Here is a 14,228-nt window from a genome sequence, read left to right as displayed (position 1 = left end):
GTGTGGGGAGAGAGGGGGGAAAGATTTCTTCACTATCCTCCCACACCTCCTGCTTGCCCCATGCCCAATGCCCAATGCCCAATGCCCAATGCCCAATGCCCAATGCCCCATGCCCCATGCCCCATGCCTAAGAATGCAACAAATTTTCTGGTATCACAATCAAAGTTGTGCCTTCTCTTCTGACCACATACACTTTTTGATGGGGCGCTATGCTGAATTTGTCGTCGTCACATCGTGCTTGCCAAGAATTTCCCTCGTACAGGACTCGCCCTGCTTTTCCAGGTGGAATTTCTGTTAGGGTTTCAGCGGTGACTGCATTTTGAATTTTTGAATTGCGTCGTCGCGGTTGCAAAAAGCGACGAGAAACTACAATTAGCGTTGTGGAAAGCAACAGCCAAATGAGAATTTGCAACCATAAATTTGTCAATCCGACTCCAGACAACAGCGCCACAACAAAAGCGCTAATTCCCATCATGAAGGCAACGAAAGCAGATGGTAAGAATAGTTCTGTTAAACATAGAACTGCTCCTGCAAGAAGCCAAATTAAAGTAAAACTTGGCATAGCGCTATCCTATGACTCTACATTGACGTAAATGCATTTATAAGATTAGATACACCCAGATGTAAGCTATTAACGGAAAGCAAAATTTGATTTTTTTACATAATTCTTTGATTAATTTCAGTAACAAGGTGTAACCAGGGGTACACAAGTCCAGTCTATTCTAGCCTTCAAGTTGTTGACAGCTAAATTTAATTGAAATTCATGAGTTGATTTGTTTCTTTTCATTTATACCTTTATGATTTCTATTCAACCAAAAATTTATTGTATAAATCCCAACTGTCAAGACCCCATTAATCCTGAAGAAAATGCTGTTTGTGCCAGTTGTCAAACTCCCCTAGTTCGCCGCTATCTTTGGGCTGTAGGCTCGCTACCCGCTAAAATACCACCAGGGACAAAGGTAGCAAATAGATATGAGGTAATTAGATATCAAGTTTGGCTCGATAGTCAACCAGGACTGCCACCAGATGTACCTGACAAATTGCCAAAAGCAATAGTTCCTTACTTACGGTTGTATCAAGAAAGATTACATTTACCCCAGGTTTATGGGTTTGCTCGTGGGGTTGAGGGGAGTGCAGGTGATATCCTTTTGTTGGAAAATGTACCGATAGATGAAACGGGACATATTTACCCAAGTATTGCTGAGGTATGGGAGCAAGCAACGGCTGTACGACAAGTTTATTGGCTGTGGCAAATTCTTCAACTTTGGAAGCCTTTATCTGAATTGGGACTTAGCCGTAGTTTATTAATGCGAGATAATTTGAGAGTCCAAGGTTGGTGTGTGCGATTGTTGCAACTTTATCAAACACCAACAGCTGAGGAAGTGAGTTTGCAACATTTAGGACTATGTTGGCAGCCTTGGCTAGCATCTGCCAAAACATCTATAGCTAAACGATTGCAGAATATAGTCCAGCACATGTGTGAAACTCAGGTGGAGTTAGATGATATTGCTACTCAACTCAATAATTTATTATTAGCATCTGCGGCAGAGTTACCGTTAAGTCTGAAGATGGTAGGCTTGACGGATACAGGGAAAGTGATGGTGCAAAATGAAGATTCTTGTTATCCTAATGAACTGAGTGATTTCGACGATCGCTTACTACCCCACTTATCAATTGTTTGCGATGGTATTGGCGGACATGAAGGTGGTGAAGTTGCTAGCCGCTTGGCAGTGGAGTCTGTGAAGTTGCAAATTCGCGTTTTGTTGGCGGAGATAGCAGCACAAAATCAAGTTGTATCGCCACAGTTGTTACAAGAACAGCTAGAAGCCAGCTTGCGAGTGGTCAATAATGTGATTTGTGCCCGCAATGACGAACAAAAACGTCAAGGCAGAGAACGCATGGCCACAACTATTGTCATGGCTGTGCAAGTTCCACAAAGAATTGAAACTATTTCTGGTCAGCCATCAAACAACAGCCACGAACTATACTTAGCTCATGTTGGTGATAGCCGTGCTTATTGGATTACTCCAAATTATTGCCAACTATTAACAATAGATGATGATGTCACAGCGCGGGAAGTACGTTTTGCCAAAAGCTTGTATCGTCAGGCACTTTTAAGACCAGATGCTACTGCCTTGACTCAAGCTTTGGGAACAAGAGATTCTGAATCTTTGCGTCTGACAACTCAACGTTTCATCTTAGAAGAAGATGGTATCTTATTGCTGTGTTCTGACGGTTTAAGCGATCGCAACTGGGTTGAACAATATTGGTACGATTACACAAAACCTATATTTGCAGGTATGGTGACACTGGAAGATGCTGCCCGCAATTGGATTAACCTAGCAAATGAAAAAAATGGGCGTGATAATATCTCAGTTGTTCTAACTTATTGCCGTGTTTCCCCAGAATACATAGCACCTGTTACTCCCACACCGCCAGTTGAAGTTCTAGAACCAGAAATTGAACAACTACAAGAACAAGAAGAATTACAAGAATTAGAAGAAGAACCAATTTCTTTTATAGAAGATTCGCAAGAATCACTAGAATTAGATTTAGATTTGAATACTCCAGAGGAACCAGTTCCAACCCCTACAACCCCAGAAGAAATTCCACCAACTTTAATTAAAAAACCTGCTTTGCGTAAACGTTTACTAATGCTTGGGGGGTTGTTGGCTTTCCTTGCAGGGGGTACAAGTCTGGGATTAATTGCTTGGCGACAAATTAATCCTCAAGGTTTTGAACAAGTGTGTCGGCAAATACCTGCAATGCAGCAAATGTGTTCTGAGTAGGGTTTTGGGCATGGGGCATGGGGCATTGGTTGAGTTTGGAGAGTGGTTACAGCCAACTCGGTAATACCATTTCTTTGTGGGGCTGCACCAAATTTTCTTTCTTTCTTTCTTTCTTTCTTTCTTTCTTTCTTTGTGTCCTTCTCTGACGAGACGCTGCGCGAATGCGCCCTTTGCGGTTCCTTCCTCATATAGTTTGGCGCATCTTCAAGCATTGAATAAGGTAACGTTTTTCAACTCATAGGCGCTGAATCCATATTCCATATTTTGCCATCAGGGTAGTTTATGAGTTGAAAACCGAAAATTAAGTATTTATTAAATTTTTGCTTAACTGTCTTAAATGTCTTAACTGTCCTTGCATTGTGATTAAAAATCTGAGATTTTCAGACAAAGTAACATTATATATTCCTATTAATACTTAATAGTCTTCATACCATTGTCTTCATTGATGTCGAGCGAATGTATACAATCAGCAAACAGTCAAACAAAAAAGCTTGGGCAGGTGCGATCGCCGAACCAGCCAAAGAATTTCCTCTGACCCAACTGCCAATTATCTCTGGTAAAATACCGAATGGCTTACGTGGCAAACTTTACCGTAATGGCCCCGCACGGCTAGAACGTGGCGGTAGGCGGATGGGGCACTGGTTTGATGGAGATGGAGCAATTCTGTCTGTAAATTTTACTGATGGAGGAGCCACCGCAGTTTATCGCTACGTGCAAACAACTGGCTACAAACAAGAAGCCGCAGCAGATAAACTGCTCTACGGTAACTATGGTATGACTGCACCAGGAGCTTTTTGGAATCAATTGCTCAAACCAGTGAAAAATGCTGCTAATACTTCTGTCATCGCACTTCCAGATAAACTCTTAGCACTGTGGGAAGCTGGTAGACCCCATGCCTTGGATTTGCAAACTTTAGAAACTTGGGGCGAAGACGATTTAGGAGAGTTAAATAAAGGATTACCCTATTCTGCACACTACAAACGCGACGACCAAACAGGTGAGATTTTTAACTTTGGTATCATTCCCGGATTAAATGCCAAACTAAATATTTATAAGAGCGATGCCACTGGCAAAATTATCCAACAGACAACATACCCTCTGGATGGCATACCAATAGTGCATGATTTTGTTTTGGCAGGACAATATCTTGTATTTTGCATACCGCCAGTGCGGCTGAATTTCTTTCCTGTATTGCTAGGAAGCAGCTTTGGTGATGCCCTAGAGTGGAAACCTCAGTTGGGAACTCAAATTTTAGTCTTCGATCGCCAGACATTATCTCTAGTAAGTCGTAGTGAAACCAAGCCTTGGTTTCAGTGGCATTTTGTCAACGGTCATTTAGATGCTAGTGGTTCAGCGATTATAGATATTGCCTGCTACGAAGACTTTCAAACAAACCAATATCTTAAAGAAGTACCCACAGGTAAAACTCATACCTCTGCTCAAAGTACACTAACACGAGTACATCTTCAACCCCAAACTGGCAAAGTTACATCTATTGAGCAAATACTAGACCGACATTGCGAGTTCCCAAAAGTACCAGACCAAAATGTAGGGCAAGCCTCTCGGTATACATATTTTTCCTCATTTTCCAAAGGAACAGATATTAGCCAAGAACTAGTAAACGCCATCGCCCGCTTTGATTTCCAGACCCAAACCCTTGTGGAAACAAACCTCAAACCAAATCTTTATCCTTCAGAACCACAACCTGCTCAAGATGCCCAAAACCCTCAGCAAAATTGGGTAATAACTGTGGTCTACGATGGTAATTCTCATAGTAGTGAAGTTTGGGTATTTGATAGCGATCGCCTAGACGCAGAACCTGTTTGCCAACTGGGATTACCGAGCGTTATTCCTCATGGTTTCCACGGCACTTGGAATCCTGTATAAAAAGGAATCAGAAGACAGAATTCAGAATTGGTGAATACTCTATTTCAGATGCGACGCTCGTTCGCGCAGCGTTCCGTAGGCAAGACTCGCTACCGCTGTGCTATCAACCACTCGTACAGAATTCATGGCTTTATTATGACTCAGGATTTGCTGAATTCTCCTTATAAAGAAAATCTCCATTGATTTGAGATGACTACAATCGATCAACAATCAACCAAAAAAGCTTGGGCAAAGGCGATCGCTAAGCCTGCAACGGAATTTCCTCTTACCAAACTACCAGTTCTCTCTGGTAAAATCCCCGATGGTTTGCGCGGTACACTTTACCGTAATGGCCCTGCACGCTTTGAACGCAGTGGTATACGTGTGGGACACGTGTTTGATGGTGATGGCGCAATTTTGGCTGTTCATTTTACCGATGCGGGAGCCACTGGAGTCTATCGCTATGTGCAAACAGCAGAATACCAAGCGGAAACACAAGCCGATCGCTTCCTCTATGATGTTTATGGAACGCACAAACCAGGCCCGATTTGGCAGCGTTGGTTCCAGCCGATCAAGAATGCAGCTAATACCTCAGTTTTGGCTTTACCTGATAAATTATTAGCTTTGTGGGAAGCAACTCATCCCTATGCCCTGGATTTACAAACTCTCGACACCATAGGCTTAGATAATTTAGGAGCCTTACCCAAACAATTACCTTATTCTGCTCATTACAAACGCGATGCACACACAGGCGAGATTTTTAACTTTGGTGTCAGTATCGGTACTTCTGTACAACTGAACCTTTACAAGAGCGATAACACTGGCAACATTATCCAAAGAAATACTTTCAATTTAGGTCGCTACTCTATCATCCATGATTTTGTACTGACGCAAAAATATCTTGTGTTTTTCATGCCACCAATGAGCATGAAATTACTATCATTAATTCTTGGTCTGACCACCTTTAGTGATTCTCTGTTGTGGAAGCCACAGTTAGGAACCCAAGTTTTGATTTTTGACCGCGAAAACCTATCTCTAGTTAGTCGTGGTGAAACCGATCCTTGGTTTTCTTGGCACGTTGGCAATGGGTATGAGAATGAAGAAGGCACAATAATTCTAGATTTGGTGAGATATTCAGACTTTGAACAAACTAATGAATTCTTGAGAGAATTTGCCACTGGTGAAACACACACACTTTCTCTGAGTACGCTGTGGCAAATACGTCTCAATCCCCTAACTGGTAAAATCATCAGCGCCCAAGAAGTTGTCAACCGTAGGTGTGAGTTTCCAGTAGTACAGCGATCGCAAGTTGGACAACCTTGGCGTTACACTTATGCATCTTTAATCGGAAAAAATGCCGATGCTAGCAAAGAATGGTTCAACACGATCGCACGTTTTGATTACCAAACTGAAACTCTCACCGAAGCAGACTTAGGAGAAAATCGCTACGTCACAGAACCCATCCACGCCCAAGATAGCCAAAATCCTGAACAAGGTTGGGTATTAACAGTAGTCTACGATGGTAATTCTCATAGTAGCGAAGTTTGGGTATTTGATAGCGATCGCCTAGACGCAGAACCTGTTTGCAAACTGGCATTGCCAAGCGTCATTCCTCATGGTTTCCACGGCACTTGGAATCCTGCGTAAAATTTAGCTCTTGTGGAGTTTCCTGATTCCACAAACAACTATTAAGGCTAAAGCTAAATATCGCATTTTTTTCGTTTCAACTGACAATTAAAAAAAATTTTCAATCTTTAAATCATCATGAATAATCTCAAGCTTTTTCAGGTTAGTGGACGAATTTACGAAGCCGAAAGTAATTATGGTATTCCTAACTTAATTATCGAAGCCTTTGACAAAGATGTTGTTAAGGACGATAAATTAGGACAAGCAAAGACTAATAGCGATGGAGCTTTTGAAATTGCATACTCCGAAGCAGATTTTAAAGGCAAATTTGAGATATTTGAAAGCAGTCCCGATTTATATATTGTAGTCAAAACGCCTGACAAGAGTAAAATCTTGTACAGCAGCGAAAAGACTATTCGTAATAATGCAAAAAATCATGAGCATTTTAATGTAGCGATTCCCCAAACTATCTTACTTGCAAGTAGAGAAAAAGCTGCAAAAGATGATAAGCAATTATTAAAGCTCCTCGTTGGTATTGCCTGGATCGATGGAGAACTCGAACCAGGAGAACAAGAATTCTTGCAACGAATGGCAAAGGAGAAAGGACTGGCTGACGATCCAGAGATTAAATCGTTGTTATTGTCCGATCGGCCAGTACCGCCAGAAGAATGTTATGGGTGGTTACAAACCTATTTAAATAGTGAAGACAAAGATTTTCAGGAGTTGTATGAAGCTATAAACTCACTGATGCATAGCGATGGTGAGTTGGATAGTGAGGAAAAGGAACTTTTAAAAGAGCTGACAGCCACAGACATAGGGAACAACTCCAGCCGTCAACTGACTCTACAGCGTCGATTCATGAGCATGATGCTCGATAGCAAATTCCTGGCGGGCGTAGTTCAGATGGAGCGATCGTCAATGGTTAATCAAACAGCTTTAGGGACTGGCTATTATGCTCGCGTTCCCTACCAAGTAATCAGTCGCTTCAGCGTCACTGCGAATATCAAAACTCTCGCGGATGATATGGCGAAGCTTTATTTAACTGACAACTTCGCCCCAGTCAAAAAAGAAATCACTGCTGATAATCTCATAGTAGAAGGCGAACTTCCCAAAGAATTAAAAGGAATGTTTCTCCGCAACGGCCCCAATCCCCAATTTAAGCCTACAGGACTTCATCACTGGTTAGATGGAGATGGAATGCTCCACTGTGTAGAGATGAGCAATGGCAAAGCTAGCTACCGCAACCGCTACATCCGCACAGATGGGTTTAAAGTAGAGCAAACTCAAGCCAAAGCAATTTGGCCTGGGCTGTTAAACTTGCCAAGGTTTGACGCACCCCACGGCTTGATGATGAAGAATACCGCCAATACTTCATGTGTATTCCATGCTGGTAAATTATTGGCTTTGTGGGAAGCTGGCGCACCTTATGAAATCCGGCTTCCAGATTTAGAAACAGTTGGCGTATATACCTTTAACGACAAACTCGCTTCCACCTTTACAGCACATCCCAAAGTTGACCCAGTGACGGGTGAAATGATTGTGTTCGGCTTCGCACCCATCGCTCCACCTTACCTGGAATATAGTGTCATTTCCAAAGAAGGGGAATTAAAGCGCACCGTTCCCATTGACATACCAGCCCCGGTGATGATGCATGATTTTGCCATTACTGAACACTACACCATCTTCCTAGATATGCCGCTCACCTTCAAACCGATGCGAATCATGCAAGGTCAGCTACCTATTAAATTTGAGGCTCAAAATCCCAGCCGTATCGGTATCCTACCCCGCCACGGCGATAATCGAACAATCCGTTGGTTTAAGGTTTCTGCCTGTATGCTCTACCATGTGGGCAATGCTTGGGAAGAAGGTAACGAGGTGGTACTCTTGGCTACCCGAACACCCGATACCTATCTATTTATTCCTCAAGAAGACAAAGGTGAAGGTGGGGAAACTGAGTTTGAACAATTCCGCCTGTATCGCTATCGAATCAACCTAGTGACGGGTGTTGTGAAAGAAGAACCTTTAGATGATGTTGCTACAGAATTTCCCCGCATCAACGATGATTTCACGGGGCGGAAAACACGTTATATGTATGCTTCACGGCAAGCAACATATATGAGACCCAGACTATTATTGGATGGTCTGATTAAGTATGACTTAGAAACTGGTAACTCCCAAGTGCATGAGTTTGGACGTGGGCGCTTTGGTGGTGATAGTGCGTTTGCACCTCGCCCCGGTGCTAGTACTGAAGACGATGGTTGGTTGCTGACGATGGTCTGGGACGCGGTAGTCAAGCAGTCTGAATTACTGGTTATTGATGCCCAAAACTTTACATCCGAACCTGTGGCGCGGGTAATTATGCCTGGGCGCGTTCCTTACGGATTTCATGCTACATGGATTTCTCAAGCACTTGTAGCAACTCCTAGCTAGAAACCAAACCTCAATTTTAGCCCCTTGTTAAACTGTTTTCTGGAGTAAAAGTGCAAAAGTGCTTTTTAGACTCTTGTGGTCAAAGGGATAAGTAAGTCGGTGAAATAAAACCAAACTATGTAAAGAAAAGTAAATAAGGCTCAAACTCTTTCTCCCCCTGCTCCCTGCTCCCTGCCCCCTGCCTTATCCCAACAATAATTATTTACATCGGCCTACTTACATCTTTATTGGGAAAAGGCAAAATACCAAACATGCACCCCCTTTCCCCTTGCCCTTTTCCCGACTTCTCTTAGAAGTCTATTTATTATGGGTGAAAATTGGTGAGAGAGTTGACCTAAGGAACATCCTGGAGTGAAGATAAAAAGGTTATATGTCTTGCCAAAACAGTCAGGACATCTGATATCGCTTGATTTTTTCGTTTCCCTGGTTTTGGGGTGAAAGCGGAGGGTGAGGGCGATATACGCCAACGCGGCAAAAAACTCAGAAAAGTATGCACGGATGGCTAAAACGTGCCTGGACGCGGAGGGTTAAATGCGCCGTCGCCCCCCTATGAAGCGTCAAGAAATAGCTGATTAAATCAAATTTTGGGCGATTTAATCATATATTTTGTAGCAGATACTTGTGGAAAAGCAAATGCAAGGTGTAAATGTTGTTATGAAAGTTGGCGATCGCGTGCGCGTTAAAGATTCGGTGGTAATCTATCATCATCCAGAACATCGAAATCAGCCTTTTGACCTCAAAGGCACAGAAGGCGAAGTCATAGATATTGTCACTCAATGGCAAGGTAGACCTGTAAGCGCTAATCTGCCGATTTTAGTCCAGTTTACTAAAAAATTCAAAGCTCATTTGCGTGAAAATGAGTTAGAGACTCTATGATGCTTATATATCAGTTATCTAAAAACTGATATCCACGCTTTGAGCATCAAATGAGCATTATGGTAAACAGCGCTAAAACTCCCACCGGGAAGGCTAAGAAAGGTGAAGTCACGGTACGTCTTGACTCGAAGTTAGTCAAGGCTTGCTTCCCTCGTACCCCATTCCCAGGTGAAAAAAACCAGGTGAAGAAAGCAACGGGTATCTCAAACATAAAAGGATGGGAAGATAAGGCGGGATTATTAAAACGACGGTTACAGCTAGAGATGGAGGAGGGAAAGCTGACTAACCCAGACGGAACCTTCAACGAAAATAGGTATCGTGAAATTCTTGTTGACCAGAAACTTAGACCAGATTTGAAGATAGTAGATAGTGCCGTAACTTCAGATGATCGGCTACCACCTAAACCAGAATTGTCCTTGATGGAAGTGTGGGATATGTACTGCGAGTACAGGAAGACAGGATTAAGAGAAAGTTATTTTGAAGACACGTATCAAGGAGAGTATAAAAACTTTCTTGAGTCAGCGATTGAGGCTACCAAATCTGAGGATGCCTTAAAAATTAGGAATTGGTTAGTAGAAAACAGGAATCACCATACTGTAAAACAAGTGTTGTCAAATCTCTCAAAGGCGTATCAGCGATTAATAAGAAATAGGTTGTTAACTCACAATCCTTTTGAGGGTATGTCTGAAGAGATGGTTAAAAAAGGTGCTAAAGGGAAGACTCAAGACGAGATTGATACAGAAGTGGATGATGATGTACTTGATAGAGCAAAAGCTTATACATGGGATGAAGCACAAGCAATAATTGAATATCTCAAAAATCATCGTACAAGAGTTTGTTGGCATGATTTCGTTAAATTTAAATTCCTTACTGGATGTAGGACTGGAGAGGCAATCGCTTTAAGATGGTGTGATATTGATTGGGATAAAGAACTTATATTTTTCCAATGGACGTGTAACAGAACAACGAAAAAATTTTATCCCCTAAAAAATGACAAGACTTACAAGGGAGACAAAATTAGAAAGTTTCCAATGCCCAAGGATGAGGAACTGTGGAACCTTTTAAAATCGATTCCACAAGGTAAACCTAGTGAAGTAGTGTTTAAAAGCAAGCAGGGAAAAATTATTTATTCTGGAACTTTTGGACTGACATGGAGAGGATGTCAGTCACCATCAATGAAAATAAAAGGTATTATCCCAGAACTAATCAAACAAGGGAAGCTCACGAAGTATATAAAACCCTATAACACGCGACATACATTCATTACTCATGCTGTTTTTGATTTAGGAATTGACGAAAAAGTTGTTAGTAAATGGTGTGGTCACCAGATAGAGGTATCTAACAAGCATTATCAGGATGTAGCTATCTTTGCTGAAAGGATTAACCCACACAAGCCACAGCAACAATCAGAACTCGACCTACTCAAAGAACAGTTACGACAACAACAGGAACTCATCAACAAACTGCTTCAGGACAAGGATATGCCAGAATAGAATCGACATAATTGACTAGCAGCTATCTCGCAATTGGTAGTTGCTTTTATTCTCCTCTTCCCCCAATTTATCCAACAACTTATCTAACAAATGATAAACCCTCTAGAAATAAGCAATCTAGAGGGTATTTTTATGTGCCACCTCCTGAATTTGATTGTGTAACGAATTCAAATTGGGCGTATACTCATGCCCACCATTGTTGATGAAGCCTATCTAGGTATTGAGCCGAGATACCATCTAACAACTTATCTAACAACTTTCACTTACTCTTGCTACACAACAAAAAAGCACCCCGGTGAGGAGTGCCGTAAGGTTATGCGGTCGAGAACTGATTACCTAGCGATTAATGACATTATCTCTTCAAGCTTCATTTTCACCATGTACCAGGCTAATAGCCTTTCTTGCTCATACCTATCCGGGTAATTCATCCTTCTCCCCTCCATTGAGATTTTAATTAACCCTGCTTGCTCATCTGTAGGCGTGTTCATTTCATCTATCGCTGACTCTATTACCTGAATAGAAGCGAGTGAAGGCAACCTTAATCCGCGACCCTCTTCCATTTGCTTGATAGCGATAATCGCAAAAGACATCAGAGAAGTGATGTAGCTTCCCTTGAGTGCTGGACTACCAGTGGGGCGAACACCGTATCTACGGCACATATCGCGTAATTCAGGTACAGTCTTTATTTCGAGTTCTGAACGTGTAAACATAGAGTTACCATTCCAAAAAAGTGGTATCGGTAGGTAACAAGTTTTCCAGACACATTGCCTACCGATTAAAGACTCTAATCGATTGCTAGCAATCGATTAAATCTATATTTACGTTTCTACACAAATGCCTAACCCTAGAGGAACACCTGAAAATTTAGAACCGGGAAAAAGGAAAGGTGAGGAGCCGTTGACTGAGCAGGTTAACCTTCGAGTTACCAAAGCTATGAAGGAGGAACTATCTACAAAAAATGACCCTCCAGAATTTTGCCGTCGTGCTATTCAAAGAGCATTAGACGAAGATAGAGAAAAGTAGGATTTAATTATTAATTTGAATATATAAAATACCTCTAGATTTTAGCTCTAGAGGTATTTTTTTATCTACCTGATTGCTGTATAACAAATGTGAATTGCAACTACGGCATTCCGGCATTATGGATAGCTCCCACAGCCTTTGTAATAGCTGCACTTATTAGTTAGCCATGTAATCTTTTATCTACTGATGCCAATTTAATAATACGAGTTAGTAATCCTTTTACCGCTATTAATGCATCAGCTTGTCCAACTATATCTATATCAGAATATAGTTTAAGATTTTTATATTTTTCTGCCAATCTTTTCCAGTCTTGACTAGAAAATAAATTAACTTCTTCGGGCAAAGTTACAAACTCTTCCTTGTACTTCTGTGGCTGATATATCAACAAAATATTTAACCATTTGAGAGCGTTAGCAAATTCCTTTGAAAGTAACGAAAGTAACGAATGATTGGCAGATAGTATTGTAAGAGAAGCAATAGAATTACTATAAATTTCTTGTACTTTTTCTCTAGTCCATTGTTCTCTCTCCCTATGCCTTTGAGAACGATTAGTGATTATGGTTGTTATTAGAGCCAATATACTACCGATAACAGTTGAAAAAGTACCAATAATAATCCCAATTAATACAGGGAACTTTGTTAGTAAATCAAATACATCCGACATAGTTTAATTTATTTTCAATCATCAGATAAATATGTTACATGAATCAAATCATAGTTGCTGGCTTTTAGGTAAAGCATTCAGCCAGAAGAAGAGCGAAGACAAGCGAAACCTGCTACTAGCTGAGCGTGCTACATGGGGTGATGCTAGAGGATATTGCAGCAGTGAGGTGAAGCGAAATCTCAGTGAGTGCTTTATCTAGCTACCTACCTTCATAACCCTTGCCCTGTAAGCCCGTCAAGGCTCTTACAGAAAAAGTTTTTCAGACAGGTTAACCCGTCAGAAAAATGTTTTCTACTCAACGCTACAAAATGAGTTAGAAGTTATTTAATTCAACGGCGGCGAAACCACTGGAAAATATTCAGTTCGCCGCGCATTTTTTGTAAGTCTTGGCGATTACGTTCTGCTGTAGCAGAATACCATTCACAATAACGCCGAAACTCTTCCCGCGTCTGAACTTCATGATAAAACTGATGGGTTGTTTGGTAAGTAGCAAAGCCTTCGTCAACTGGAGGCGGAGGCGAGGGAATGATATGGGGTAAGTTTTTAGACATGAACTTAATTAAAGCCAGCCGCGTAAGTAATAAACAAAAGAACCAATATACTCTTTTAAAGCGGTGGTAAATTGGTGCAAGTTGTCAGTATCAGGTAATAGGTTCAGTATAGCGGCTTTGGGAGTGCTGCCGAGTTCTTGCAGTTCGCCTTCACTGACGAGGAAATCAGTAGGTGCGGCCATTACGTTAATTCCTTGACGTTGAAAAATCTTGAGCGATCGCGGCATATGCATTGCTGAAGTTACTAATAATACTTTTTTGATACCACGCGCCTCAATAATTTTTCGGACATTTACAGCGTTTTCATAAGTATTTAAAGATAATGGTTCTTGGATAATTGCCTGGGATGGAATACCTATAGACGTGAGGATTGTGGCCATATCTGCCGATTCTGGGGAACCGCTACCACGCCAATCGATGCGCCCGCCGCTGAGGATGATTAGGGGTGCTTTTTTTTGCCGATAAAGTTGGGCGGCGTAAATGACGCGATCGCCTGACTCGCTCAAATCAACAGTAGGTCTTGGAGGGAAGGCTGATTTGGTAGCGCCGCCTAACACCACAATCGCTTCTGCATTGGGTATTTCAGTGGTGGTGAGATTTTGCCATTCTAGCGATCGCACTAACGATTTAGCAATCCAGGCATTACTACAAAACACCAGTAAAGTTAGTGCCAAAGTAATGGCAATGGCAGCAATGCGCGGTCGTTTCCACAATGTGACTAAAGCTACTATCAAACTGACGCAAGCCAGTCCTAGCGGGTAAAAAAATAGTGGCAGTAATTTGGAAAGATATAAAAACATATTGGGTATTAGGAACTGGGGAATAGGGAGGTAGGGGAAAAGGTTAAAGGTTAAAGGTTAAAGGGTAAAGGGTAAAGGGATAAATTTAACCTTTCCCCCTTACCCTTTCC

The 14,228-nt window shown here is 41.7% G+C and carries 12 protein-coding genes; 7 read left to right on the top strand and 5 right to left on the bottom strand.

The annotated features are described in order from the left end of the window. Positions 1-127: 127 nt before the first annotated feature. Positions 128-562 carry an NfeD family protein gene (locus GNE10_RS21450; RefSeq protein ID WP_185566892.1) on the bottom strand — a complete coding sequence of 145 codons (435 nt, stop codon included), beginning with the start codon at positions 560-562 and terminating at the stop codon, positions 128-130. A 235-nt stretch (positions 563-797) separates the two neighbouring features. Here GNE10_RS21450 and GNE10_RS21445 point away from each other — a divergent pair, with 235 nt between their 5' ends. The 6 genes from GNE10_RS21445 to xerC all read left to right on the top strand — a co-directional run bounded on the left by GNE10_RS21445 (position 798) and on the right by xerC (position 11,080). Further along, positions 798-2,789 (top strand): protein phosphatase 2C domain-containing protein, encoded by a 1,992-nt coding sequence (locus tag GNE10_RS21445; protein ID WP_185566891.1) that lies wholly within the window; start codon positions 798-800, stop codon positions 2,787-2,789. Between the two features lie 456 nt (positions 2,790-3,245). Continuing rightward, positions 3,246-4,676: a carotenoid oxygenase family protein gene (locus tag GNE10_RS21440; protein WP_185566890.1), complete on the top strand. Its 1,431-nt coding sequence runs from the start codon at positions 3,246-3,248 to the stop codon at positions 4,674-4,676. Positions 4,677-4,865: 189 nt separating this feature from the next. Then, positions 4,866-6,302, top strand: coding sequence for a carotenoid oxygenase family protein (locus tag GNE10_RS21435; RefSeq protein WP_185566889.1), 1,437 nt, complete (start codon positions 4,866-4,868; stop codon positions 6,300-6,302). A 117-nt stretch (positions 6,303-6,419) separates the two neighbouring features. Beyond that, the gene (locus GNE10_RS36405) at positions 6,420-8,711 is read left to right on the top strand and encodes a carotenoid oxygenase family protein (protein ID WP_185566888.1); all 2,292 of its coding nucleotides are present in this window, start codon (positions 6,420-6,422) and stop codon (positions 8,709-8,711) included. A gap of 654 nt (positions 8,712-9,365) precedes the next feature. Further along, positions 9,366-9,587 carry a ferredoxin-thioredoxin reductase variable chain gene (locus GNE10_RS21425; protein ID WP_185566893.1) on the top strand — a complete coding sequence of 74 codons (222 nt, stop codon included), beginning with the start codon at positions 9,366-9,368 and terminating at the stop codon, positions 9,585-9,587. Positions 9,588-9,637: 50 nt separating this feature from the next. Next, positions 9,638-11,080, top strand: coding sequence for a tyrosine recombinase XerC (gene xerC / locus GNE10_RS21420; RefSeq protein WP_185566887.1), 1,443 nt, complete (start codon positions 9,638-9,640; stop codon positions 11,078-11,080). A gap of 332 nt (positions 11,081-11,412) precedes the next feature. Here the strand turns inward: xerC and GNE10_RS21415 are convergent, their stop codons facing one another. After that, positions 11,413-11,739, bottom strand: a complete 327-nt coding sequence (locus GNE10_RS21415) for a hypothetical protein (protein ID WP_244917994.1) — start codon at positions 11,737-11,739, stop codon at positions 11,413-11,415. Positions 11,740-11,914: 175 nt separating this feature from the next. Here GNE10_RS21415 and GNE10_RS21410 point away from each other — a divergent pair, with 175 nt between their 5' ends. Beyond that, positions 11,915-12,103 carry a hypothetical protein gene (locus GNE10_RS21410; RefSeq protein WP_185566886.1) on the top strand — a complete coding sequence of 63 codons (189 nt, stop codon included), beginning with the start codon at positions 11,915-11,917 and terminating at the stop codon, positions 12,101-12,103. 160 nt (positions 12,104-12,263) lie between these two features. Here GNE10_RS21410 and GNE10_RS21405 read toward each other — a convergent pair whose 3' ends face one another. The 3 genes from GNE10_RS21405 to GNE10_RS21390 form a co-directional block, all read right to left on the bottom strand. After that, a complete protein-coding gene (locus tag GNE10_RS21405; protein ID WP_185566885.1) occupies positions 12,264-12,767 on the bottom strand; it encodes a hypothetical protein in 504 nt (167 codons plus the stop codon). Between the two features lie 329 nt (positions 12,768-13,096). Continuing rightward, on the bottom strand, positions 13,097-13,318 hold the full coding sequence (locus GNE10_RS21395; protein ID WP_185566883.1) for a hypothetical protein: 222 nt from the start codon (positions 13,316-13,318) through the stop codon (positions 13,097-13,099). Positions 13,319-13,326: 8 nt separating this feature from the next. Continuing rightward, positions 13,327-14,118 (bottom strand): YdcF family protein, encoded by a 792-nt coding sequence (locus GNE10_RS21390; protein WP_185566882.1) that lies wholly within the window; start codon positions 14,116-14,118, stop codon positions 13,327-13,329. Between the last annotated feature and the right edge of the window lie 110 nt (positions 14,119-14,228).

The sequence above is a fragment of the Nostoc sp. 2RC genome, from assembly GCF_014222165.1.
Taxonomy (GTDB): domain Bacteria; phylum Cyanobacteriota; class Cyanobacteriia; order Cyanobacteriales; family Nostocaceae; genus Nostoc; species Nostoc linckia.
This window is presented reverse-complemented; position numbering and strand designations above follow the sequence as displayed.